Annotated in this window: 18 protein-coding genes; 7 read left to right on the forward strand and 11 right to left on the reverse strand. The window is 56.0% G+C overall.

Translation table 11 applies throughout. The features are described 5' to 3' along the window. Positions 1–450: 450 nt before the first annotated feature. Together ABJH13_RS14955 and ABJH13_RS14960 are read left to right on the forward strand one after the other, a co-directional pair. A complete protein-coding gene (locus ABJH13_RS14955; protein ID WP_348407023.1) occupies positions 451–1107 on the forward strand; it encodes a VPLPA-CTERM sorting domain-containing protein in 657 nt (218 codons plus the stop codon). A gap of 94 nt (positions 1108–1201) precedes the next feature. Beyond that, positions 1202–1783 (forward strand): acyltransferase, encoded by a 582-nt coding sequence (locus ABJH13_RS14960; RefSeq protein WP_348407024.1) that lies wholly within the window; start codon positions 1202–1204, stop codon positions 1781–1783. 14 nt (positions 1784–1797) lie between these two features. Here the strand turns inward: ABJH13_RS14960 and ABJH13_RS14965 are convergent, their stop codons facing one another. From ABJH13_RS14965 to xrtD, 5 genes are all read right to left on the reverse strand, one after another. Then, entirely contained in the window at positions 1798–2271 is a 474-nt protein-coding gene (locus tag ABJH13_RS14965; protein ID WP_348407025.1) for a glycosyltransferase, read from the reverse strand. Further along, positions 2268–2753, reverse strand: coding sequence for a UDP-N-acetylglucosamine--LPS N-acetylglucosamine transferase (locus ABJH13_RS14970; RefSeq protein WP_348407026.1), 486 nt, complete (start codon positions 2751–2753; stop codon positions 2268–2270). Before ABJH13_RS14970 ends, ABJH13_RS14965 begins: the two co-directional genes overlap by 4 nt. A gap of 100 nt (positions 2754–2853) precedes the next feature. Then, positions 2854–4281 carry a mannose-1-phosphate guanylyltransferase/mannose-6-phosphate isomerase gene (locus tag ABJH13_RS14975; protein ID WP_348407055.1) on the reverse strand — a complete coding sequence of 476 codons (1428 nt, stop codon included), beginning with the start codon at positions 4279–4281 and terminating at the stop codon, positions 2854–2856. 111 nt (positions 4282–4392) lie between these two features. Beyond that, positions 4393–5022: a rhomboid family intramembrane serine protease gene (locus ABJH13_RS14980; RefSeq protein ID WP_348407027.1), complete on the reverse strand. Its 630-nt coding sequence runs from the start codon at positions 5020–5022 to the stop codon at positions 4393–4395. Between the two features lie 102 nt (positions 5023–5124). Continuing rightward, the gene (gene xrtD / locus ABJH13_RS14985) at positions 5125–6723 is read right to left on the reverse strand and encodes a VPLPA-CTERM-specific exosortase XrtD (protein ID WP_348407028.1); all 1599 of its coding nucleotides are present in this window, start codon (positions 6721–6723) and stop codon (positions 5125–5127) included. A 293-nt stretch (positions 6724–7016) separates the two neighbouring features. Here xrtD and ABJH13_RS14990 point away from each other — a divergent pair, with 293 nt between their 5' ends. After that, a complete protein-coding gene (locus ABJH13_RS14990; RefSeq protein WP_348407029.1) occupies positions 7017–8321 on the forward strand; it encodes a UDP-glucose/GDP-mannose dehydrogenase family protein in 1305 nt (434 codons plus the stop codon). Between the two features lie 6 nt (positions 8322–8327). Here the strand turns inward: ABJH13_RS14990 and ABJH13_RS14995 are convergent, their stop codons facing one another. From ABJH13_RS14995 to ABJH13_RS15010, 4 genes are all read right to left on the reverse strand, one after another. Next, on the reverse strand, positions 8328–9710 hold the full coding sequence (locus tag ABJH13_RS14995; protein WP_348407030.1) for a hypothetical protein: 1383 nt from the start codon (positions 9708–9710) through the stop codon (positions 8328–8330). 48 nt (positions 9711–9758) lie between these two features. Continuing rightward, positions 9759–10388, reverse strand: a complete 630-nt coding sequence (locus ABJH13_RS15000; protein ID WP_348407031.1) for a polysaccharide biosynthesis/export family protein — start codon at positions 10386–10388, stop codon at positions 9759–9761. Between the two features lie 126 nt (positions 10389–10514). After that, positions 10515–12962, reverse strand: coding sequence for a tetratricopeptide repeat protein (locus ABJH13_RS15005; protein WP_348407032.1), 2448 nt, complete (start codon positions 12960–12962; stop codon positions 10515–10517). A 165-nt stretch (positions 12963–13127) separates the two neighbouring features. Continuing rightward, entirely contained in the window at positions 13128–13814 is a 687-nt protein-coding gene (locus ABJH13_RS15010) for a sugar transferase (RefSeq protein WP_348407033.1), read from the reverse strand. Between the two features lie 615 nt (positions 13815–14429). Between ABJH13_RS15010 and ABJH13_RS15015 the strand changes: the two genes are divergently transcribed. The 3 genes from ABJH13_RS15015 (at position 14430) to ABJH13_RS15025 (ending at position 17746) form a co-directional block, all read left to right on the forward strand. Continuing rightward, complete coding sequence (locus ABJH13_RS15015) at positions 14430–15326, forward strand: AAA family ATPase (protein ID WP_348407034.1); 897 nt, start codon at positions 14430–14432, stop codon at positions 15324–15326. Continuing rightward, complete coding sequence (locus tag ABJH13_RS15020; RefSeq protein WP_348407035.1) at positions 15326–16855, forward strand: lipopolysaccharide biosynthesis; 1530 nt, start codon at positions 15326–15328, stop codon at positions 16853–16855. The genes ABJH13_RS15015 and ABJH13_RS15020 overlap by 1 nt, the downstream gene beginning before the upstream one ends. Positions 16856–16918: 63 nt before the next feature. Further along, a complete protein-coding gene (locus ABJH13_RS15025; RefSeq protein WP_348407036.1) occupies positions 16919–17746 on the forward strand; it encodes a CpsD/CapB family tyrosine-protein kinase in 828 nt (275 codons plus the stop codon). A gap of 5 nt (positions 17747–17751) precedes the next feature. Here the strand turns inward: ABJH13_RS15025 and ABJH13_RS15030 are convergent, their stop codons facing one another. Both ABJH13_RS15030 and ABJH13_RS15035 read right to left on the reverse strand, forming a co-directional pair. Further along, entirely contained in the window at positions 17752–18903 is a 1152-nt protein-coding gene (locus ABJH13_RS15030) for a hypothetical protein (RefSeq protein ID WP_348407037.1), read from the reverse strand. Beyond that, positions 18900–20126 (reverse strand): Coenzyme F420 hydrogenase/dehydrogenase, beta subunit C-terminal domain, encoded by a 1227-nt coding sequence (locus tag ABJH13_RS15035; protein ID WP_348407038.1) that lies wholly within the window; start codon positions 20124–20126, stop codon positions 18900–18902. The genes ABJH13_RS15030 and ABJH13_RS15035 overlap by 4 nt, the downstream gene beginning before the upstream one ends. Positions 20127–20560: 434 nt before the next feature. On the opposite strand from ABJH13_RS15035, the gene tviB reads away from it, so the two are divergent. Beyond that, on the forward strand, positions 20561–21856 hold the full coding sequence (gene tviB, locus ABJH13_RS15040) for a Vi polysaccharide biosynthesis UDP-N-acetylglucosamine C-6 dehydrogenase TviB (protein ID WP_348407039.1): 1296 nt from the start codon (positions 20561–20563) through the stop codon (positions 21854–21856). The last annotated feature ends 126 nt before the right edge of the window (positions 21857–21982 follow it).

Here is a 21982-nt window from a genome sequence, read left to right on the forward strand (position 1 = left end):
GCCCGTATCGTGGCGTTTGGTACCCCTTGATTGGGACTGATGTACAACAAGTTTTCGGTCGAAAAATAGCCTTTAGCGGCGATGCGCTTTGCAATCTCTAAAATAGGCATAAAATTGCCTGACCTTTGCGCAAATACAAACGCGCGCTTGGAAGACCGCACAGAGAACGGCATGGTCCGTAAGAGGAAGCTATGATTCCCCCGCCAAAGGTCGGCCCCAACCAAATCTTCGTCGTGGATCGTGTGTTCAAGACATCGAATGCAACCTTAAGTGGTTCGCATGGCTAATTTTTGACATAAAACGTTTTGAAGCGATAGAAATACGCTTTAAAAGGCGCGCGGGGGACAGAAATCTATTTACGAAAAGTTAAAAATTCGTGTACAACTGTCGCCAGTATATCAAAGTCGCACGCATTCAAACTACTGCGCAAATAACAAGGTTATCGTAAATATGAACAAAGTGTTTAATCTTATCGCTGCTAGTACGCTGGCATTGGGCGCGGGAACAGTTGGCGCATCTGCCGCACTTCTCGATTTCACCAGCACGGCATCTTATGACGTTCAAAGCGACGCTCTGGCATCCGGCACCATCAATGGTATCGGCTGGACATTGACACCATCCGGTGGCGACCTGACATTCACCACACCTGGCCCCGGCTCTATCGGTGACTTGGTTGGCGACAATGACGGCATCGGTGTCGATGATGACGAAATCACACTCAGCCCAGCTGAATCTGTGACTTTGACATTCGACAAAGCGATCCGCGTTACAGGTCTTTATTTCCTCGACCTGTTCATCTCTTCGGATGGCGCCGTAACAGAATCTGCTGTTGTGTCTTCGAACGGTTCTGCCATCCTTGAGCTTTTCGCGACCGAAAACGAGCCTGGCTTCGGCTTGGGTGACTTCACGGAACTGGCGGGTGACTTCGTATCCTTCACAGGTACATCGTTCACGTTCACCGTTGGCAATGACAACGACAACGTCGGTAAAGCAGACTTCGCTCTGGCAGGCATCGAGATCGCTCCGATCCCACTGCCCGCAGGCATCCTGTTGCTGGGTACAGCACTGGGCGGTCTGGGCATTGCGCGTCGCCGCAAAAAAGCCTGATCAATATCAGCATATGAAATTCCAAAGGCCACTCTTTCAGGGTGGCCTTTTGGATTCTGAGCCTCGTTTATTTTCGTGACCGCTATGGAACACCATGACACAAGCACCGGCCAGATCTGCTCCCGCACATAAGAAACGCCTGTCCAAGCCGGGGCGTGCCATTCGCATGCTGGCGGCTTTGTTTGATCCGCGTGCGTATCTGCATGTTTTGCGTATCGTGAATTATTATAACTATACTCATGTGATCCCACGCCGGGCCTTGCAGGTTGGGCCAGGTGCCCGGATCAGCCCGAATGCCGCGTTTTCCAACCCAGAACGGATCAAGATCGGCGCGCGTTTTGGTCTGGGTGCGCGCAGTACGCTTTGGGCGGGGCCCGCAACCGGCATGATCGAAATTGGCGATGATGTGTTGTTTGGCCCAGATGTTCTGGTGACGGCTGCAGGCTATCGGTTCAACGACGGCAGCCCGGTGACAGAACAAGCCATGGATGAGGCAAGTGTGCACATTGGCAGCGATGTCTGGATCGGGGCCAAAGCGATCATCTTGCCGGGGGTGACCATCGGTAACGGCGCCATCATAGGAGCGGGCGCATTGGTCCGTGGGCCGATCCCCGAAAATGCGATTGCGGTGGGCGTCCCGGCCAAAGTTGTGGGCCTGCGCACGCTGGCGGAATAACCGGCCGTTACGGCCTAGCCTTGATCGATAAAATCGCGGATCCGGTCGCGCAGTTGGTCAGCCGTGGCGCCGGGGTCTGGCACGGCCGGGGTCAACGATGGGGCGCTGAGCAGTGCCGCTAAATCTGATATATCCCACGCGACATGGATACCCGTTACCGCTTCGACTTGTCGGGCTGTTGCCAGCTGGTGATCATTGCGGTGCTCTGCATGTGCAAGACGCCGCGGCATCACGATAAGCGGTTTGCGGTAGGCTTTGGCCGACAAGATCGACCCGATCCCGGCATGGGCGACAACAACGCGCGCCTGTCGGAACAACGCATCAAAAGCGTCGGGCGTAAGGGTTGCGTGGGTCTTGAGGCACTGGCGGGGCGTGGTGTCAGGCCCCACCTGCGCCACGATATCTTCGTCAAGATCTGCGCCTAGGCGGTCAAGCTCGGCCATCAGCCGTGGAAAGGGCAGCTGGGTTCCAATCGTGGCAAAAATCATAAGACAGACCCGGCATAATCTGCCCCACTGTCACGGGCGACATCGGGCCATTGCGACAGCCACAGGTCCGCAAACCGCCGCGCAGTTTGGCCAGAGGCCGATAGAGTTTCGGCATTGGCCACACTATCAACCCATATGGTACGCGCGCCGGTTACCTTGCCCAATATCAAGGCCAACAGCCCCGGCAATGCGCCGGTCGTGATCACCACATGCGGGCGCAAACGCACAAACCGCACCACCAGCCAAATAAGACATCGCAAAGCTTGCAGCGGTTCATTGCGGTTGCAGTCCGGCACCAGATGGGCGGGCGCCGCGTCAAACTGTTGGGCCAGCCCCGGTAGGGTTGTGGCGTAGGTAACATCATGATGGGTGAACCCAGGCCGCATTAACATCAACTGCTGCCAGTGCCCGCCAGAAGATGCGATGGCCAGCACACGCCGGGGCGCGGCAGCCTTGTGCGGAGCAGATGGAGAGACAGTCATGAGCGGTTACCTGATTGCGGATCCCGGCAAGACAAACAGGCAAACCAACCGGATGACAAGCCTATCCGAGACATTTGCACAGCCTCACACCACCTGCGCCTTAGTTGCGCGCATAGACGTCTTCGTAGCGCACGATGTCGTCTTCGCCCAGATAAGCCCCGGTTTGCACTTCGATCAAGATCAGTTCGACCTTGCCGGGGTTTTCCAACCTATGTGTTTCGCCAAGCGGGACATAAACGCTCTGATTTTCGGTCAACAAGGTGACTTGCTCGCCGACGGTCACCCGTGCGGTGCCTTGTACAACAATCCAATGCTCCGATCGATGATGATGGCTTTGCAATGATAGCGCCGCACCCGGGGTCACCTGAATGCGTTTCACTTGGAACCGGCTCCCGAATGCCAACCGTTCGAAAGACCCCCAAGGCCGGTGATCCATCGGGAATGTTTCGGCCTGTGGTACCGCGCGGGCCTGCAACGTTTTGACGACCTGCCCCACCCGTTGATCTTCGGAACGGTGCGCAACCAAAACGGCATCGGGCAACGCCACAGCAATGATATCTGACAGGCCAAGGCCCACCAGCTCCAGCGTTTCATGGTCGCTGCGCAACAATGTGTTGGTGCAATCAATCGCCGTTGCGTGCGCGGAACAAACATTCCCCGCCGCGTCTGCATCGCCTTCTTTCCAGACAGCGCCCCAACTGCCCAGATCTGACCAATGGCCATCGTAGGGCATGACAACAAGATTTTCGGCACGTTCCATCACCGCATAATCAACGGAAATAGGGTCTATTGCACCCCAGGGCTCTGCCGCCAAGCGACAGAAATCCAGATCCTGTGCTTTGTCTTTCACCGCTTGGGTCACCTGCTGGGTCAATTCCGGCGTGTATCTACCGAAGGCGGCAAGGATTGTGCGCACTGAAAAGAGGAAAATCCCCGCGTTCCACAGGAACCCACCTTGTTTCAGCATGGTTTCGGCGGTGGCGATGTCTGGCTTTTCGACAAAGCGGGCTACGTTTTTCGTGGCCGTTTCCGAGCTGCTGGCCGTGGTTTCTAATTCCAGATACCCATAACCGGGATCAGGGCGCGTGGGCACAACACCAAAGGTAACAATCTGCCCGCTTTCAGCCGCAGGAAGGGCCGCCTCAACTGCAGCTTGGAACGCATCGGTGTCAGGGATCAGGTGATCACAGGGGCTGACCAACATCATTGCGTCTGGGTCTTGTTCTGCAAGCCACATGGCCGCCGCCAAAACCGCAGGTGCGGTGTTTCGGTTGTGCGGTTCAATCAAAATGCTCTGGGGTTGCAGGCCGACCTCAGTGCATTGTTCGGCCGCGATGAACCTGAAGTCATGCGATGTGATGATCAGGGGCGCCTCAAACAGCGGCCCAGTCAGACGTTTTGCACAAGATTGAAACGGGCTTTCGGCATCAATCAGGGGCAAAAATTGTTTCGGATAGGATTTCCGAGACAAAGGCCAGAGCCGTGTCCCATGTCCTCCGCACAGCAGTACTGGGGTCAAGCGTGTAATAGTATGTACCTGTCAAATATCTTTGGGGTTTACGCGGTGCCTGTTAGGCTTTTGATTTTTATAACATCAGTTGAAATGACGGCAACCGTTTCCACACATAAGTGTGGTCGATTACGGATCGTTGCGCCCACGTGGGTCAATTAATAGCGCAAAAGTCCACCCCGAGAGAAACCCCCCCAGATGTGTTTGCCACGCCATCTGCCCATCAAGAGCCCACCACATCACGATGTTCATCAAGATCAAAAGACCCACAGCGCGCGCCACGGGCCAAAGCTTTTCACGCAGCGTGAACCTGTCGACATAGTTCCAGGCCAACACACCGCCCGCCAATCCAAACAACGCACCCGACGCACCCACCATAGGCTGCAAAGTGTCCGCCAGCATGCCGAAGGCCCCCGCCCCGCCCAACATAGCCGCAAGATAAAGTACGGCAAATCCACGGATGCCCACGCGTTCTAGCACAACGCGCCCAAGCGACCACAACGTGACCATATTGACGGCCATATGCAAAAAGCCACCGTGCAAGAACCCATAGCTGAAGAACATCGCATAGGGTTGTTGCGGGTAGTTTGGCAGCCAACTGCGCAGCAATCCCGGCCAGAAACCACCAAATTCATAGGCATAGCGGCGCCAATGCGTTGAGCCGATCACCCCCCTATCTGCCAACGTCAGGGTGCATTCAACCAGCCCACAGACCAAGATAAGCCCCACCAGCAGGCTGGTTCTGCGGCGGTTTTGCACGCGCGTATCTAAAGAAGGCTCCCGATCGCTGTACACGCTCATGACAACATTGTTGCGCCTCTGTCCCAGACTGGCAAGGCTTTGCGCCCGCAGTGTTGGGTCTTATTCAGGAATGTAACGTGGCAACCGCTGCAATACGCCGGCCATCAGCTTTTGGATCCGCGCATCTGCGACGCTGTCGGTTTCGCCCGTGCGGATTGGGGTGACAAAACGCACCAAGGCGCCATCAGACCGGCCCTTGGTAAAGCCATCCCAGACCACGCTCATTTTGGCGGCGAAATCATTGGTCATACGTTCGCCACGCTGTTCGAACCAGTAATAAACCAACTGCTTGGACAGACCTTTTTGGATAACCGCGCGGTTGACCTCAAAGGTGCCATAGGTCGTGTCGGGCATGCTGACGGCGTGTTTGTCCAGCGAGAAAATCTCCCAGCCACCGACAGGCAAACAAACCTCGGGGCTGTGAATGCCCGAGCCTTCGGTCTGCTTGTGATAAAAGGCCGCGAAAAAGCTAACAGCGGCGGCCTCGCCAGGGGCCACGTAAGACGATTGAATATAATCGTCGGCGCCCAGAACATGCGCGACTTCCGAGCTAAGTTCAGATTGTCGACCGGACCATTCGGATAGGGTTCTGGGGAAGAGGCTAAAGGCCTCACGGTCTACGGGGGGTTGAGCTTGGGGCTGCACCATAAACCAAACCGCAGTGACCGAGATTGTGATTGCGGTTGCGGCCACTAGGGCTGTGCTGCCCGCGATGCTGAACACGCGCATAAAGATGCCACCCAGTTGATCGGTATCGACATCGATCGCATCCGCCAAAGGCAATGGGTTGGGGGTCAGCCGTTGCAGGGCAATCGCCATGATCATCAAGATCGCGATACAAAAGCCAAAAATGACCCATCCTTCAAAGAAGTGCAGGAAACCTTCGGCATGTTCGATCCCGTAAGAGTTGACCATCACGCCGATCACCCCGATCCGGAAGGAGTTCATCAAAACGGTGATGGGTGCCGCAGAAAGCAAAAGCACTGCTTTGTGCCAAACCGGGCCGCGGTAGAGAATAGCGAACAGATAAGAAAAGGACAGGATGGGAAAGAGATAGCGCAACCCCGAACAAGCCTCGGCGACTTGTAGCTTATAGACGCCCAGGTCGATGATGTTGCCATCCAAAAACACCGGGATGCCGACCATATCAACGATCCAGACCCCGATAACCGATGAGATCCCCTGCAAGAAGATCGTCAGCTTCCAATACAAGAACTGTGGCAGTGGCAGCATGAAAACCAGGTGCAATACGGGCAGTTGGTGGTGCTTGCCGCGCTGCCAGCCAAAGACCGTCAGGACGACCCCCGCAACCCATACGATGAACGCATAGGTGACGATATCCGGGATGCGCACGGTATTGCCGAAAACAGCAAGAACCAGCCCCAGCATGAGCACGATAATCCCGGGCCGCCTGTTGCGGGGCTCGGTGATTTCGGCGGGGGTGTTGCGCAATTCGCGAAGAAACAAATAAAGCGAGATCAGCGGGATCAGCGGACCGTGGCTATATTCTGGTGTGCTCCAGGCCCGCGCAAGAGACACGAATCCAATCCAAAAAAGCGGGATAGATGCGACGATCAGCAGGATAAAGAAAAACAGCCCGCTTGCATTGACCGGCAAACCGCCAATCTTGATCGGAGCGCTACGCGGAAATGAATTCATTGCAATGCCACCTTTTAAATAACTACCGTCTGAAAACCACGTACTCTGGGCTGTCTCAATTTTGCCATGCGTTAGCATGATGCCGCTTGTTTTCCTAGGAAAATGCAAAAACACCCAACGCCATTGTGATCTGCCCCCTGCCCCACGCCGCCCAAAGCGGGTTTTCCATGCTTTTCAAGCCATATGGTAAGCAGTTTTTCAGATTGTTCTTGTGCTGGCCCTTCGTTCCCTCGACAAGACACGGCGAAACTCTTATTTCATGACGAGCGTAACCATTTCCGTGTGAGGATACGATGAAGATTGCAATGATCGGGACCGGCTATGTAGGTCTCGTCTCTGGTGTGTGTTTTTCCGATTTCGGCCATGACGTTGTCTGCGTCGATAAGGATCCGGCAAAAATAGAGAAGCTCGAACGAGGAGAAGTCCCTATCTTCGAGCCTGGGCTCGAAGATTTGATGGCGCGCAACGTTGCTGCGGGCCGGTTGTCTTTCACCTTAGATCTGGCAGAAGCGCTGGAAGGCGCCGATACGGTCTTTATCGCGGTGGGCACCCCCACACGGCGTGGAGACGGTCACGCCGATCTGACTTACGTAATGGCGGCGGCCGAAGAGATCGCCCGCACCGCCAAGAAATATGTGGTCATCGTGACGAAATCCACCGTGCCTGTGGGGACCAACCGCAAGGTGCATGATGTGGTGGCCAAGGCCAACCCGGATCTCGAATTTGACGTGGCTTCAAACCCAGAGTTCCTGCGCGAAGGCGCGGCTATTGATGACTTCATGCGCCCTGACCGGGTGGTTGTTGGGGTTCAGTCGGACCGGGCCGCCAAGGTCATGGCCGATGTCTACCGGCCGCTGTTCTTGCGTGACTTCCCGATCGTGACGACTGATCTGGAAAGCGCGGAGATGATCAAATATGCGGCCAACGCCTTTTTGGCCACCAAGATCACCTTTATCAACGAGATCGCGGCGCTGTGTGAAAAAACAGGTGGCGACGTCAAGGAAGTGTCCCGTGGTATGGGCCTTGACGGCCGGATCGGAAACAAGTTCCTGCATGCGGGTCCCGGTTATGGCGGGTCATGTTTTCCCAAGGATACATCCGCCCTTGCGCGGATTGGCCAAGAATATGCCAGCCCGATGTTGATCACCGAGGCCGTCATCAAGGTCAATGAAGACATCAAACGCCGGATGATCGAAAAGCTGCGCGACCTATGCGACGGCAACTTTAACGGCAAAACGGTTGCCATACTTGGGGTGACGTTCAAACCCAACACGGACGATATGCGCGACGCGCCATCCCTGACGATCGTGCCGGCACTTGTTGGCAGCGGTGCAAACGTACGTGTCGTTGACCCACAAGGCCGCCAGGAAGGCGAAGCCCTATTGCCAAGTGTGACATGGGTCGAAGACCCATATGAGGCTGCCAAAGATGCCGATCTGATTGTGGTCCTCACCGAGTGGAACGAATTCCGCGCGCTTGATCTGGGCCGTATCAGCTCTGAAATGCGCACTGCGCATATGGCCGACTTGCGCAATATCTACGCATCGGCAGATGCATTGTCATCCGGGTTTGAACGCTACGATTCCATCGGACGGTGACAGGCGTCAGCGTCCGAAGCTACGTCCGATGCTTAAAAAGATACTGTTGGCGGTGCGATCAGCCTCGTCGCCATCAGTCCCCATATTCCGGCTAAAGCCCGAGCTCATCGACCAGTCTTTGGTGAGATCGCGGTTGTAAGACACGCTAAAGCTGCTGCGTTCGGTGTCATCACTTGAACTCTCGATCACATTGGTCCGCGCAAAATCAAAGCCCGCGCTTATGCTCGATAGGGTATTGATGGAATGTGAGTAATCGACAGAGAACCCTGTGTTCAAAATGCTTTGATCGCTGCTATTGATCCCGCCCGATTGGCTAAGCTCTATGGTCAACCCCCCGGTGGGCAGCGGCTGTTCATAGCTCAGATTGATCAACGGTTCGATTTCGCCGGTTTCGAATTCTGTCACGCCGACAGATGTCGCGAAACTGGCATTGGGCAGGTTTAACGCCCGCGTCAGCACCAAAGAGTTACGCCGACCGTCCGAATTCACGGATGTATCAAAGCCCAAGCCAATCGACCCGTTCGCGCGATCATAATCGAGATCGAACGACAGCCCAAAACCGTTGGTCGACGTTTCGCTTGTGGTTGTGGTGGTCGTGTTGTTGGTCCGCGACAGACTGAAGGATGCCGTCAGATCAGACCTGAGAACAAAATCAGCGCCCAGACTGATGGATTCACGTTCGCGGTTGGTTTGGTCACTGTCATCCGTATCGGATTCGGATAGGTTCACGCTCGCTGACGTCTGAATGCGCGGACTGATATCAAAACGCGTGCCCAAAGACAGCGCCACTTCGGACCGGTCCGATTGTGCTGTGCTGGCTCCGATATTGCGGAAATCACGCTCGCTGAACGACAAAGAGCCGTTTAGTCCGAAAGGACCCGCAAGCCCTGTTTCAAAGCCAAAGGCCGCATTTGAACGGATACGTTGACCGTCACTGATGACCACATCATCTGCGACAATCGTCGGCCCAAAAGTGGTGTCATCAATGACGGTAAACTCGTCCAGCTCATCCACTTGGATCCGCACATCTGCGGTCAGCTCTGTGTTGCGGTTTTCGCGGGTATAGCCCAGGCTGACCCGTGGTGAGACAAGCGTCCTGTCGCTGGTGTCATCCCCAAATTCCAAAGACCCGCTGGTTGAGAAATTGAAGCTCTGAGCACTGGTGCGTGCCGATAGGCTATAGCCCAGATTGGTCCGGCTCACGAAGGTGCTGTCCGACCCTTCCACCGAGAAATCAGGGTTGTCGTTATATCGCAAAGTCTCGCTTAGGCTAAAGCTCTGCTGCACCCCTGGTGTATCTTGCGCGACCCCAGGGCGCACAATCACGCCCACCACTGCAACCCCGGCAAGGGCGCAAAACACCGCCCGATATGGCTTTTGCAAACGCACGGCCGTGGACCCTGTCAAAGAATACCTAATTGGCATGTGGACGACGCCCTATTCGAAAAGCCTGCGTTCCGGCACCAATATAACATCGCCCTCTTGCAAGATCACATTTTGCTGGAAATTCGCGCCTCGGGTCAGTGCCTTGTAGTTGATGTTCACAACGCTGGGCGCGCCGGTCACCGGATCTGTACGGCGCAGTTGAATACGCTTGGTTGCGGCAAAATTGGTGAAACCACCGCTTTGAGACAACCCTTGCAGGAACGTTGTGCCGCTCATAACGGCCCGCAGCCCAGGGGAGCCGATCTCGCCGATGAAATACACATTGATTGCATCGGGGCCTAAGGCCGCCGCTTCGGTTCCCAGCAAACCTGGGCCTTCGACCCGCAGGACAGATACGAAAACATTCGGCTCAACCGCGAAATTGCTGCTGATCGCAGAGGTGATCGCACGTTCAACTTGGCTCAGCGTTCGGCCACCGGCTTGGACAGTCCCGGCAAAGGGAAAACTGAACCGGCCGTCCGGCAATACAAGCGCATTGCGGTTCAAAGACGTGTCTTCAAGAACTTCGATGCGTAGCGTGTCACCGGGTTGCACGGCATAATTACCTTGGGCAGACACCGCAGTGACTGCGACGACATATGCCAAAACAATTGCCAAGCATGACGTAATCAGATTTTTCATGGCTCGCCTCATTAATCAATGTTTTTAGACCTTATCGTATATTTCATACGAAAAGGGAAACATCGTTAATCTGACGACCCTGGATTGTGCTCGGGTGACAACACTGTAGGCGGGGTGCGGCGGGCCTTACTCTGCAAGAGCGGCGGTTAAGGCCTCGATTTCTGCGCGCGCCTGTTTGATGCGATCTCGCTGGTCATCTTCACCGGCAATCTCAACAGCCCGCTGCAGCATCTCTAATGCGTCCTCATTTCGCTCCAGCGCTTGGTAGGTAAACCCAAGGTGCGCTTGGACCATCGGATCATCAGGCAAACCCGCAGCTGCCGCTTCAAGATATTCGACCGCTTCGACATATTCGCCACGTTTATAGGCCAGCCAGCCATACGTATCTTGGAACGCAGGAATTTCAGTGCCCCGCAAACGGCGCGCCACCGTATAGGCGCGGTCGTTGCTTTCGGCATCGTCGCGGTACGTGCTGAGCAAGCTGGCCAAGTTGTTGGCCACCACGATTGAGCCGGAGTTCAACGTATAGAGTGTCTCGTAGATCTCGATGGCAGCATCAACGTCCCCCCCGCGCTCCAGATAAGAGGCCTTGGCCCAGAGCAGTTCGGGCTGATCCGGTGTCAGTGCCAAGCCGTCATCAACCAAGACCTCGCCTTCGGCGTTGCGCCCTTGCGTCGACATCAGCCGCAGCAAAGCCAACCGCAGTTGATGCTGCTTGGGGAAATCGTCCAATAGTGCGCGGTACCGTTCTTCGGCTTCTTTCGGCTGCCCAATCGCGGCAAGCGTTGTCGCCAAGACATAGTGCATTGTGCTGTCACGCGGATTCTTTTCGAGGAAATTCCGGGCGTATGCCACCGCCTCGGCCCCCTTCCCGTTCGCCAAATGGGCGCGGATAATCGTAATCGCGGCTTGCCCGTTTGGATTGTCAGTATCTTCAGCCATATTCTCAAGGGTCGCGATAACAGTGTCCATATCACCACTGCGCGCACGCACCGACAAATCAAGGGCCCGAGCCGCGTTTCTGGACTGGGCTGTGTCCAGATCATTCATGCTTTTGATGACCTGACGGGCACGCGCGTTGTCTTCCATCAAAAGGTAAAGCTGCCCCAGCTCCGTCATAACGGTCAAACTGCGCGGATCGCTGCGCAGGGCCAAAAGCAGTTGATCTTCGGCGGTGGTATAGCGGTCGTCCTCGACCAACCGGCCTGCATACCGCAGCGTCTCGGCGGGCGCATTGTCCGAGGCCTCAGCCGCACGTGCCAAGAAATCCAATGCCAGTTCATGGTCTCCCGCCCGGGTATAGGCTTCGGCCATAAGTGTCATCGCTGTTGTGTCACGATCACTCGCTTGCAGCGCTGCCCGCAGCGACGAAATAGCGGTGTCGATTTCATCAGCATCAATAAGCCAGCGCGCTTGCATATGCAGTGCTTCACTCTGGCCTGAATCCTCCGCCAGCACCTCTTCGATCAACCGTCGTGCGCCAACATTATTGCCGACGATATTTTCCATACGGGCCAGCATAACTTTGATATTTCGCAGATTTTCAGATGTCGGCAGATCCTCTGCCAACACCGCATTGAGATCGGAAATAGCATCTTCCTGATCCCCCTGAAGGAATTTCAAATTCGCCTTGAGCCCACGATAAAGCACCGCATTGCCGCCCCCAGCCGCAATGGCGCTCTCAAGCTCGGCCAGCAACGCCTCTTTGCCTTTGGTTTGTTCAACCAACTGCAAAAGCGCCACAAAATTCGCGGGATCTTCATCCGCAGGGTCAGAGTTTTCTCTCAGATATGTCTCTGCATCGTCCAGCCGGTTGCGCCCGACATAAAATCTGATCAATGCGGTTGTGACACTATCGTCATCGGGAAAGCGGTCGAGCATCTCGTAGAGCACGCTCTCAATCCCGTCTTCATCTTCAAACTGGCCCAGCAACGCCAACTTCACCCCATAAAGGTCACGCTGCGCCGGTCGCAAAGCCAATGCCTGATCAACAACGCGCAGGGCTTGCGATGGCCGCCCGTCCCAACGGTAGCCATCCATGAGCACGCGCATCAGATAAAAATTCTCGGGCTGTTGCTCAAGCAAAGCTGCCGCTTGTTCCAAGGTTGCCCGGCGGGCCGATGCATCTTCTGCAATCACTGCGCTACGATAGTCCGCCAGCACCTTCACCGCATCAGAGGCCGGTGTTGGCGCTTCGGCCGCGGCCTCTAGCACAGCCGCACTGTGACGCTCGAATTCTCTCCAGTCCTGCAAATCAAACGTGATCTCACTGAGCGCGACACGCCCTTCGAGATCATCGGGGTATTGTTCGACCAACCGCAAATACTGGCGGTAAGATCCACGGACATCGCCGCTTTCACGTAACAGCCGTGCGTAGGTCTGCCGTGCTTCACGGTGGTTGCTGTTAAATTCGAACACATTGCGCAATTCAACAATCGCGCGGGGGATGTCCCCTTCTTCGATCAGGGTCAGGCCGCTTTGGTAATAGGCCTCCGCCTTTTCCTCTGCAGATTCACAGGCTGCCAAAAACAAGCACACCGTACATGCGAGAAAAAGCTTGGAAAAGAATGTCACGCCTAAAACCCCTGATTTGAAGACTCTTTAAAATCGAGTCGCACACACTACCGGCTTATTATCATGGAGCAAGAAACTACACGAACCGTGCCTGATATCTAAATGAATACAGACACGGTTACCAGATTGTGAACCTAGGATTGGCTAAAAATCAAATCAGCGGGATCAGCACCCTGTGCCGCGCAACACCACACCAAAGGTCTTGGCGATGATTTTCACATCGGTCCGGATCGACAAGGATTTGTCGTAGGCATCATCAAAGAACGCACGATCCACGAAATCACATTCGTTGCGATCAGAGATTTGCCACAGGCCAGTGATGCCCGGGCTCAACCGATAATAGCGCGTACCGGGGTACAGATCCATCTGATCTGTCATCATTGGACGCGGTCCGACAATCGACATATTCCCGATCAGGACATTAAACAGCTGTGGCAGCTCATCCAGCGAGGTCTTGCGCATGAACGCCCCAACGCGGGTGATTCTTGGGTCGGACTTAAGCTTTTGCGTCCGCTCCCACTCGCTGCGCGCCTCAGGGTTTTCCTGCAAGTACTGCACCATGAAGTCATCCGCATTGGAGATCATCGTGCGCATTTTCCACATCCGGAACGAACGCCGATTACGCCCGATCCGTTTTTGTGTGTAAAACGGGGATTTGCCGTCTGTGACGACCAATAGACCCATCAGAACAATAAGAGGCAGCGCGACCGGAAGTGCCAGCAACACAAGTGTGATGTCGAGCGCGCGTTTTGCGATGTTGCGGTAGACGTACTTACCAAGGGCGCGTCTTTTACGGCGCTGGCTCGATACTAAGATGTCTAAGTTCTGAATGGTATTGGTATCAATTGTCATATTTACCTACACCGGAAAACACCCGGCCCTATCTGACTACACTCGCCACATACTGATAATTGTGACTAAACAAAATTTTCATAGCTTTTTAATAAACCATTTCGAATAAAGATACCAAATCTTGATGAAAAAAGAGACGGCTTTGTAAATAGTACCAAAAAATCAGCAGTAGATATACGTCAGGCCGCGATAACTCCCCTATAGCGTGCATATTGAGGCGATGACTCTGCCACCAAACCCCTCTTTTCACGGCAGGGCCCTTCAATTCTAACGGGTTTTCAGACGTATAAGGGCCTTCAATACGGGGGGGCATGCTGTGCAGTTCGAATCACCGTGAACGCGCGGTGCCTGCGCCTCAAATCTGCATCCCACCGCAAACAGCTGCTTGAACGGCGTTGCCCGCCTGGGTATTTGACACCGCGCGCGTGCCGCCATTGCCACGATCCCCCTCAAAATGTAGAAAGATTGCCCAAAAGGCAGCATCTGGGCCCGTTAGGCCCCGCGACTGGCAACTGCATCTTAATTTTACCGTAGTTATCTGCTAGAGGCTCACCTAAATATGCGCAGTTGTGCTTGGTGCACGTGCAGCCTACATGACACTGTCCAGCGTTTCGGGTGAAAGTACTCTTGGTTACAGAATTATATACGCAGTTCTATGGCTTTAGCGAGCGGCCCTTTACCTTGCTCCCCGACCCGGATTTCATCTTCTGGTCGAAAGCCCACCGCCGCGCGTTTTCGGTGCTCGATTACGGGATTCAAACCCACGCGCCGCTGACCGTCGTGACCGGAGAGGTTGGCGCAGGCAAGACGACGCTACTGCAGCACCTGCTCAAAGATCTCGACGAAAGCAAAACTGTCGGCCTCATTTCCAACGCCCAGGGAAACCGCGGCGATCTGTTGCGGTGGATTTTGCATGTCTATGGAATCGAACCCGATTCTTCGGGCGACTATGTCGCGCTGTTCCGCCAGTTCCAAAACTTTGTGATCGATGAATATTCGATGGCGCGCAACGTGCTGTTGATCATCGACGAGGCACAGAACCTGTCTATCGAGGTGCTGGAAGAGTTGCGCATGCTGACCAACATCAACTCTAACAAAGATGAGCTTTTACAGCTGATCCTGGTCGGCCAACCCGAGTTGCGCAGCAAAATCCAACGCCCCGAATTGCGGCAATTCGCCCAGCGGGTTTCTGCCTTCTACCATCTTATGCCGATGGACGCCGACACAACCACCGATTACATTCGTCACCGTCTGCAGCATGTGGGGGGGTCTGGCGACGAAATCGCGCCAGACGCCATTGCCAAGATTTTCGAAGAAACCGGGGGTATCCCGCGGATGGTCAATAAGTTGAGCGATATCACATTGGTATATGGTGCCTCAGATGGCCTGAAGGTTGTTGGCGGCGATACTGTCGAGGAAATCTTGGAAGATGGCCTGTTCATCACATCGCAGAAATTCGCCGACCCGCTCCGCCTGACGGACCGGGTCGATACGCATAAAAAGGTGCATTAATGTCGATTGATATCCGCTTTTATCGCAAGATGGCCTTGCGCCGGCTGCCCGCGATGACCGTGCTGTTCTTGCTGTGTGCTGGGGTGGGCGTCATTCTCGCCATTAAATTGCCGACGACTTACGCCTCTAGCGCGCGCCTTTTGGTAGAAAGCCAGCAGATCCCGGGGGAATTGGCAACCTCGACCGTGTCCACAGATACGCCCGAACAGCTCGAGATCATTCGGCAACGGCTCATGACGCGGGCCAATCTGATTGATGTGGCCAATAAGTTGAATGTGTTTCCCGCATCCGACGGCCTGACCCCTGACGACGTCTTCCGCAGAATGCGCAGTGCAACATCTGTTAAAACAAGCGGCCGGCCTATTGTCGTTTCTATTTCATTCGAAGCGGGCACGCCCCGTGCGGCGACGGCTGTCGTCAATGAATTTGTGACCTTTATCCTGTCGGCCAACGCAGAATTCCGCACCGGCGCCGTCGATGACACCCGCGACTTTTTCGAACAAGAGGTCAACAATCTCAACCGTGAACTTGAACTGCAAAGTGAGCGGATCCTGGCGTTCAAGAATGCGAACGCCAACGCCTTGCCCGACAATCTGGAATACCGGCTTAACCGGCAATCCACGTTGCAAGCCCGGCTCACCCGCGCAGAGCGTGAACGCGCAATCCTACTTGAGCAGCGCCAGCGCATCGAAACGCTCTACGAGACCACCGGACGTGTCACCCAAGAGCAAAACAATCTCTCTCCCGAAGAACGTCAGTTGGGTCAGCTCGAAACAGAGCTAAACAACGCATTGCTTGTCTATTCGGCAACCAGCCCTCGGGTGCGCGTGCTGCAAACACGCGTGGAGCAGCTGACCGAGATCGTCAGAGCCCAAAAAGGCGCTGGAGCCGCAACAAACGAAGCCGACACACAGGCCTCGCTGTTTGAGATTACCATCGCCGAGGTTGACGGCAAGATCGCCGAACTTGAAACAGAGCTCACCAAGCTACAGCAAGACCTCGACGATCTGGCCGCAAGCATCCGTGCGACACCGCAAAATGACATCGCCCTTCAATCTCTGGAACGCGATTATTCCAACGTGCGCGGCCAATATAACAGCGCCGTCTCTCGGCTTGCGCAGGCCCGCATGGGTGAGCGGATCGAATTAGGTTCGAAGGGGCAGCGCATTTCTGTTGTCGAACCCGCCAGCACCCCGCGATCCCCCAGTAGCCCGAACCGGCCGATCATCGCAGGGGGTGGTATTGCCGCGGGCATTGCGGCCGCAGTTGGGTTGTTCTTATTGCTTGAGATGATCAACACGTCGGTGCGCCGCCCTGTAGAGATCACGAATAAGCTGGGGATCACCCCGCTTGCTGCGATCCCGCACATAGAAAGCAAACAACGGCGTCTTTTGCGCATTTTCACTTTTGGCTTTTTGCTGTTGGCAGCACTGGTCGGGGTGACGGTGCTGCTATGGGGTATCGACCAACATTACATGCCCCTGGATATTCTGTTTCAGCGCATCATCACCCGTCTTGGCCTTGGATAAGAGCCTCCCCCACCCCTCTGGCGCAGGGTGCCGGTGGGTTCACAGCAATTAAAGGGACGATCCATGGAGAAACTTCAAAAAGCTCTGCAACAGGCGCGCACAAAACGGGCTGAAGTCAGCGGTGATGCGCAGACCACGCCCACAGATGCGCCAGTGAAACGCGATGTTGCGCTGGATGGGACCTGGGAGTCGCTACCGCTCGCCGAATTGAACAACACCCACCTGACCAATATGCGCGTGGTAACGCGGCACGCCTCAAAGCTTGCCATGCCCTTTGACATTCTGCGCACCAAGATCTTGCTCCAGATGCGTCAAAACAACTGGACCCGCTTGGCGATCACCTCGCCCTCTGCCGCCTGCGGCAAGAGCACGCTTTCGGCCAATCTGGCGCTCGGCCTGGGTCGCCAGAACGAACTGCACTCTATCCTCTTTGAACTGGATCTGCGGCGCCCGTCGCTGGCCAAGACATTGGGCGCGCAGCCCACGCACAACATCGATGAAATGCTTGGTGGTGCGCTCAGCTTTGATCAGCAAGCCATGCGATTGCGGCCAAATGTGGCGGCCTGCCTGTGCAGCGCACCTGTTGAAGATCCAAGCCGCTACATGCTGCACGGCCAAACCAGCGAAATCCTGGATGAGGTCGAAAAGACCTACGCCCCCGACGCCATGCTTTTTGATATGCCGCCGCTGCTCGTCGGAGACGACACCCGCGCGTTCTTGCGCAATGTCGACTGCGCCCTCATCGTGGCGCGCGCCGAAGTGTCGACCGCGACCGAAATCGACATCTGCGAAAAAGAGCTGGGCGAACATACCAACGTGCTGGGCGTTGTTTTGAACCAGTGCCGGCACTTACCGCAAGACGACAACTGTTATGGGTACGGTGCGGACTGACCCAGTCACAAAGCGTTGGGGTCCGCACGGCGCAGCCCGGCCGTTTTGAGACCCGTCTGGATTTTGGGATCGGGATGCAGGTCTTCTACGCCCTGTAGCCGGGCCGGACTTTTCCAAGCCGTTGTGATCTGGCGGCAATGCCAAAACCCGGCGCGATCAGAAGACACGGTTGTCCGCTGACGCAATTTATTCAGACGGTGCACGCTCCAACTGGCCCAAAACAGCGGCCCTCTTGGGCGCACACAATATTTGGTCGGGCATTGGTCAGGGACAGACCGGGCGCAAATGTGATCGGCGTGTCTGATATCGGTGCGCCCCTCCTGCACATCTGGATAACGCCAAGCGCCATTGAAGCGCACCACGCCCAAAGGGTGCCGCACGGCCCTGTCAAAGATCGACTCGCCATTGTCGGTCCAAACCAATTCATCCACATCGCATTGCAATACGGCACGGGCTTGCCTGAGAAACCGCAGCCGCGCGATATTCAAAAGTGACATTTGCAGGAACCCGCCATCAAAGCTGGATCTGCCGCCCGCAGTGACGCCTTGTGCCCGGAAAGGCAAAGGCGCCGATACCAGCGTAACCTGCGCCAGCCCGGCACGGCTCAATGCATCCAATATATCATCAGGGCCATAGCGATCCGAGCCGTTGTCAAAGAACAAAACCGCCTGCATGCCATGTTGCTGCACATGATACCTTGCGTAATCCTCGATCCAGGCGAGATCGTTGTTGCGCGATAGCAAAAGCCCGGTATTGAGCCCGGCAAAATCCACCCCGTCTTGGCGGCTCGACACGCCCGACCCAATGTCTTGTCCTTCAATATCTAGATGCACCCGCACAGGTTTGCGGTGAGCCCGGATGCGCACGATCACATGGTGCTCTTGCTGTGTGATCTTCAGTTTCGCGACGGGCACCCCATCCAACATCAACCGCCCCGCCGCGATTAGATCGTCCAACCCATACAGTCGCGGACAGATCAACCGCAACGTGCCGCGATGCCAGATCGCATCGTACCACAGGGTCGTGTCATCATAGCGGGCGGGGTCTTCGCCCGGTGCCAGTGTAAAGTTAGGCGGAAAATCTCGGCGGCGCGTGGTGTTTTCAAGGCTGCAAGTCGCCAGCTGCGCCACGCAGGCCTTAAATTCGGTATTGGTCATGTTTCTTTGATCTTTCCCTGAAGCCCGCGCCGGATCATACCCAAAAAGTTTTTGAAATTGACAGGCAGACGGTTCTGCAGCGCGGCGGCCCGCAAATGCAGCCCGCGGTATCGGGGTGTCGGCAAGCCCATCAGGCGCAACCCAGCCAACCGGGCAACCAGCGCCCGTTTGCGCCCAGATTGCCCCGGTTGGATCTCTGCCAAACCGGTGCTGTCAAAATCGGCAGTGGCCAATCGACCGGCCGTTTCAGCCGCCCGCATAAGATCGCGCCCGGTCTTGGTCCGGACCACCATCAAGCTGATGCCGTCTTGTTCTTCGAACAAAGGATACCCCCGCGTGTCGGTCTCCCAGGCGTCGGCACAGACAATATCGGCGGCCATGCCAACGCCATCAGCACAGACCTTGCAGCGATGTTGCACATGTTTCGACAGGATTTTACCCCAGCTGTCGTGATAGCTCATTTGTCGGGTGGTGCCGTCGCGTAGGGTCGCGGTGGCGAACCCCGGCCAGCCCTGCCCGCGATAGCGAAACGCGGTCACATCATCACGCGGGGCCTCCAACGCATCCAGCACCGCAGCCGCTCCTTTGAGCGACGGCACACCAGCACAGAAAAAGGACATCATCACCGGAATACGCGCATTGACCCGCGGGTCATGCAGCGCCAATGCCCGCAAGGCAGCGACATCGCAGGGTTTCCCAACGAAGGCATGGCGCTTTTGCCCATCCAGAAGCGCGGACAGATCGGCCAGCGGGCTGGATGGGGCATACCGTGATCCCGCCGCCTGCAGCACGTCCTGGCGCGTCATGGAAACAACTGCCGCGTTTCCGGTCGGGGGCGTTTGGGCGGCGGCGGTCTGCACCACACTGTCCACGACACCGCTTTCGATCAGATGTGCCAACACCGCCGAAAGCGCCCCACCAGAGGATGCCGCGTGGCGCATCGCGGGGTCTGTTGCCCACCCCTGACGCATCTCTAGCACCGGCCCCCACAGCGCATCATCGGGACGTTCCTGCACATCTACCGTTTGGCCAACACCGGGGCAGATCGCCGCAATACGTGCTTCCGCATCAGCAGGCACCTGACCGTGTTGGCGCGGGCGCAAGAAACCGTGGCCCGAAAGTTCCATCGTGATGGCTTCAGGAGCCACCAGCGCACAACCACCGCATCCAGCGCACAGGGCGCCCCGCGCGACTTTTGCAAGTGTAGGGGAAACATCCGACATAGAACCAACCATTACTAATATAACTTCATGCGTCATCGCTATTTAAAGGTCGCACGTCAATACGCAGTACCGCTTGCACGCGACAGACCCGCATTTGGGCCACGCATAGGGCTATTTCCCAAGCACACCTGCAATTTGATATAAAAGCTATCATGACACCTCGCCCGATCTGTTTGCACGTGAGATACCATAAAAGCACAACCACATCGTTACAGCACACCAAGTTTTGCTCAGAGCGCGGCCTGTGGCCCATGGCGAATATCGGGGCGGCCTGGGCCATTTAAAACGCCATGAGGTTGCATTGATATTGACGCCATCTGGGTGTTCAATATCAAGGGCCTGTCCCCCTGCGGGAGGCACACACGCATCTCCACCCGAAACCTGGTTTCATGGTGGCCTTGCTCATTTTTAACGGTTCGGGGATGTCCACCGCAATGCATATTGAAACAGCTGTGGACCCAACAGGCGACGGTAAAATTGCGGTTATTGGTCTGGGCTATGTCGGGCTACCTCTTGCCGTTGAGTTCGGCAAAACACGGCCGGTGATCGGTTTTGATATCAGTGCAGATCGCGTAGACGCATTGCGTCAAGGCCAGGATCACACCCGCGAGGTCTCGTCCGACGAATTGGCCACCGCTGACCATCTCGATTTCACCTCTGATCTGAGCGCCATTTCCGACGCGTCCATTTATATCGTAACGGTGCCGACACCCGTCGATGCGCACAAACGCCCAGATCTGACGCCCCTGTTGAAAGCTTCTGAAACTGTGGGCCAGGTGCTGTCTCCGGGCAACATCGTCATCTACGAATCCACAGTCTATCCGGGTGCCACAGAAGAAGATTGTGTGCCCGTTTTGGCGCGCGTGTCAGGCCTGACTTTCAACCAGGATTTTTTCTGTGGATATAGTCCAGAACGTATCAACCCCGGGGATAAGGCCCACCGCCTGACCTCGATTTGCAAGGTCACCGCGGGGTCTACACCGCAGGTCGCACAGGTCGTTGATGCACTTTATGCCTCTATCGTGACGGCCGGGACCCACAAGGCTCCAAATATCCGCGTGGCAGAAGCTGCCAAGGTCATCGAAAACACACAACGGGATCTAAACATCGCGCTGGTCAATGAGTTAGCGATGATCTTCAACCGCATGGACATCGACACAGAAGCGGTTCTGCAAGCCGCTGGCACCAAATGGAATTTCCTGCCCTTCCGCCCTGGTTTGGTGGGTGGGCACTGCATTGGCGTTGACCCGTATTATCTGACCCACAAAGCCGCAGAGATCGGTTATCAGCCCGATGTGATCTTGGCGGGGCGCCGGGTGAACGACGAGATGGGCGCCTATGTCGCAGGTCGGCTGGTCAAGACCATGCTGCGCAAGGGGATCAATGTGGGCGAAGCGCGGGTGCTGGTTTTGGGGCTGACGTTCAAGGAAAACTGCCCCGACCTGCGCAACACCAAAGTGGTCGATGTCGTTTCAGAGCTGCATGATTATGGCGTCGCGGTAGATGTCCACGACCCTTGGGTCGATCCTACAGACGCCCTACGAGAATACGGCCTAACGCTCGAAACCACCCCCCGCCACGGACAGTATGACGGCATCGTCCTGGCCGTGGGGCATGACATATTTCGCGCGATGACCTCAGATCAGCTGCGCAGCTATGGGCGGGATCCTCACGTGCTGTTCGATCTCAAGAGCAGTCTGCCTCGCTCTGAAAGCGACCTGCGGCTGTAGCACACTGGCACCTATTGGGGGCGTATGCGGGAGAGTGTAGAATTCTACGCGAAGCGGCGAGGACACGTTCTCCCGCAAACGACCCCTTGAACCACCCCCCTATTCAGTCTTAGCTGTCGCCCTTGA

The sequence above is a fragment of the Roseobacter sp. genome (genome assembly GCF_039970775.1).
In the GTDB taxonomy this organism is placed as follows: domain Bacteria; phylum Pseudomonadota; class Alphaproteobacteria; order Rhodobacterales; family Rhodobacteraceae; genus Roseobacter.

Coding starts and splice junctions, on each gene's coding strand:
- ABJH13_RS14955 (WP_348407023.1), top strand. CDS start 451: ATGAACAAAGTGTTTAATCTTATCGCTGCTAGTACGCTGGCATTGGGC.
- ABJH13_RS14960 (WP_348407024.1), top strand. CDS start 1,202: ATGACACAAGCACCGGCCAGATCTGCTCCCGCACATAAGAAACGCCTG.
- ABJH13_RS14965 (WP_348407025.1), bottom strand. CDS start 2,271: ATGATTTTTGCCACGATTGGAACCCAGCTGCCCTTTCCACGGCTGATG.
- ABJH13_RS14970 (WP_348407026.1), bottom strand. CDS start 2,753: ATGACTGTCTCTCCATCTGCTCCGCACAAGGCTGCCGCGCCCCGGCGT.
- xrtD (WP_348407028.1), bottom strand. CDS start 6,723: ATGAATTCATTTCCGCGTAGCGCTCCGATCAAGATTGGCGGTTTGCCG.
- ABJH13_RS14990 (WP_348407029.1), top strand. CDS start 7,017: ATGAAGATTGCAATGATCGGGACCGGCTATGTAGGTCTCGTCTCTGGT.
- ABJH13_RS15000 (WP_348407031.1), bottom strand. CDS start 10,388: ATGAAAAATCTGATTACGTCATGCTTGGCAATTGTTTTGGCATATGTC.
- ABJH13_RS15010 (WP_348407033.1), bottom strand. CDS start 13,814: ATGACAATTGATACCAATACCATTCAGAACTTAGACATCTTAGTATCG.
- ABJH13_RS15020 (WP_348407035.1), top strand. CDS start 15,326: ATGTCGATTGATATCCGCTTTTATCGCAAGATGGCCTTGCGCCGGCTG.
- ABJH13_RS15025 (WP_348407036.1), top strand. CDS start 16,919: ATGGAGAAACTTCAAAAAGCTCTGCAACAGGCGCGCACAAAACGGGCT.
- ABJH13_RS15030 (WP_348407037.1), bottom strand. CDS start 18,903: ATGACCAATACCGAATTTAAGGCCTGCGTGGCGCAGCTGGCGACTTGC.
- ABJH13_RS15035 (WP_348407038.1), bottom strand. CDS start 20,126: ATGTCGGATGTTTCCCCTACACTTGCAAAAGTCGCGCGGGGCGCCCTG.
- tviB (WP_348407039.1), top strand. CDS start 20,561: ATGCATATTGAAACAGCTGTGGACCCAACAGGCGACGGTAAAATTGCG.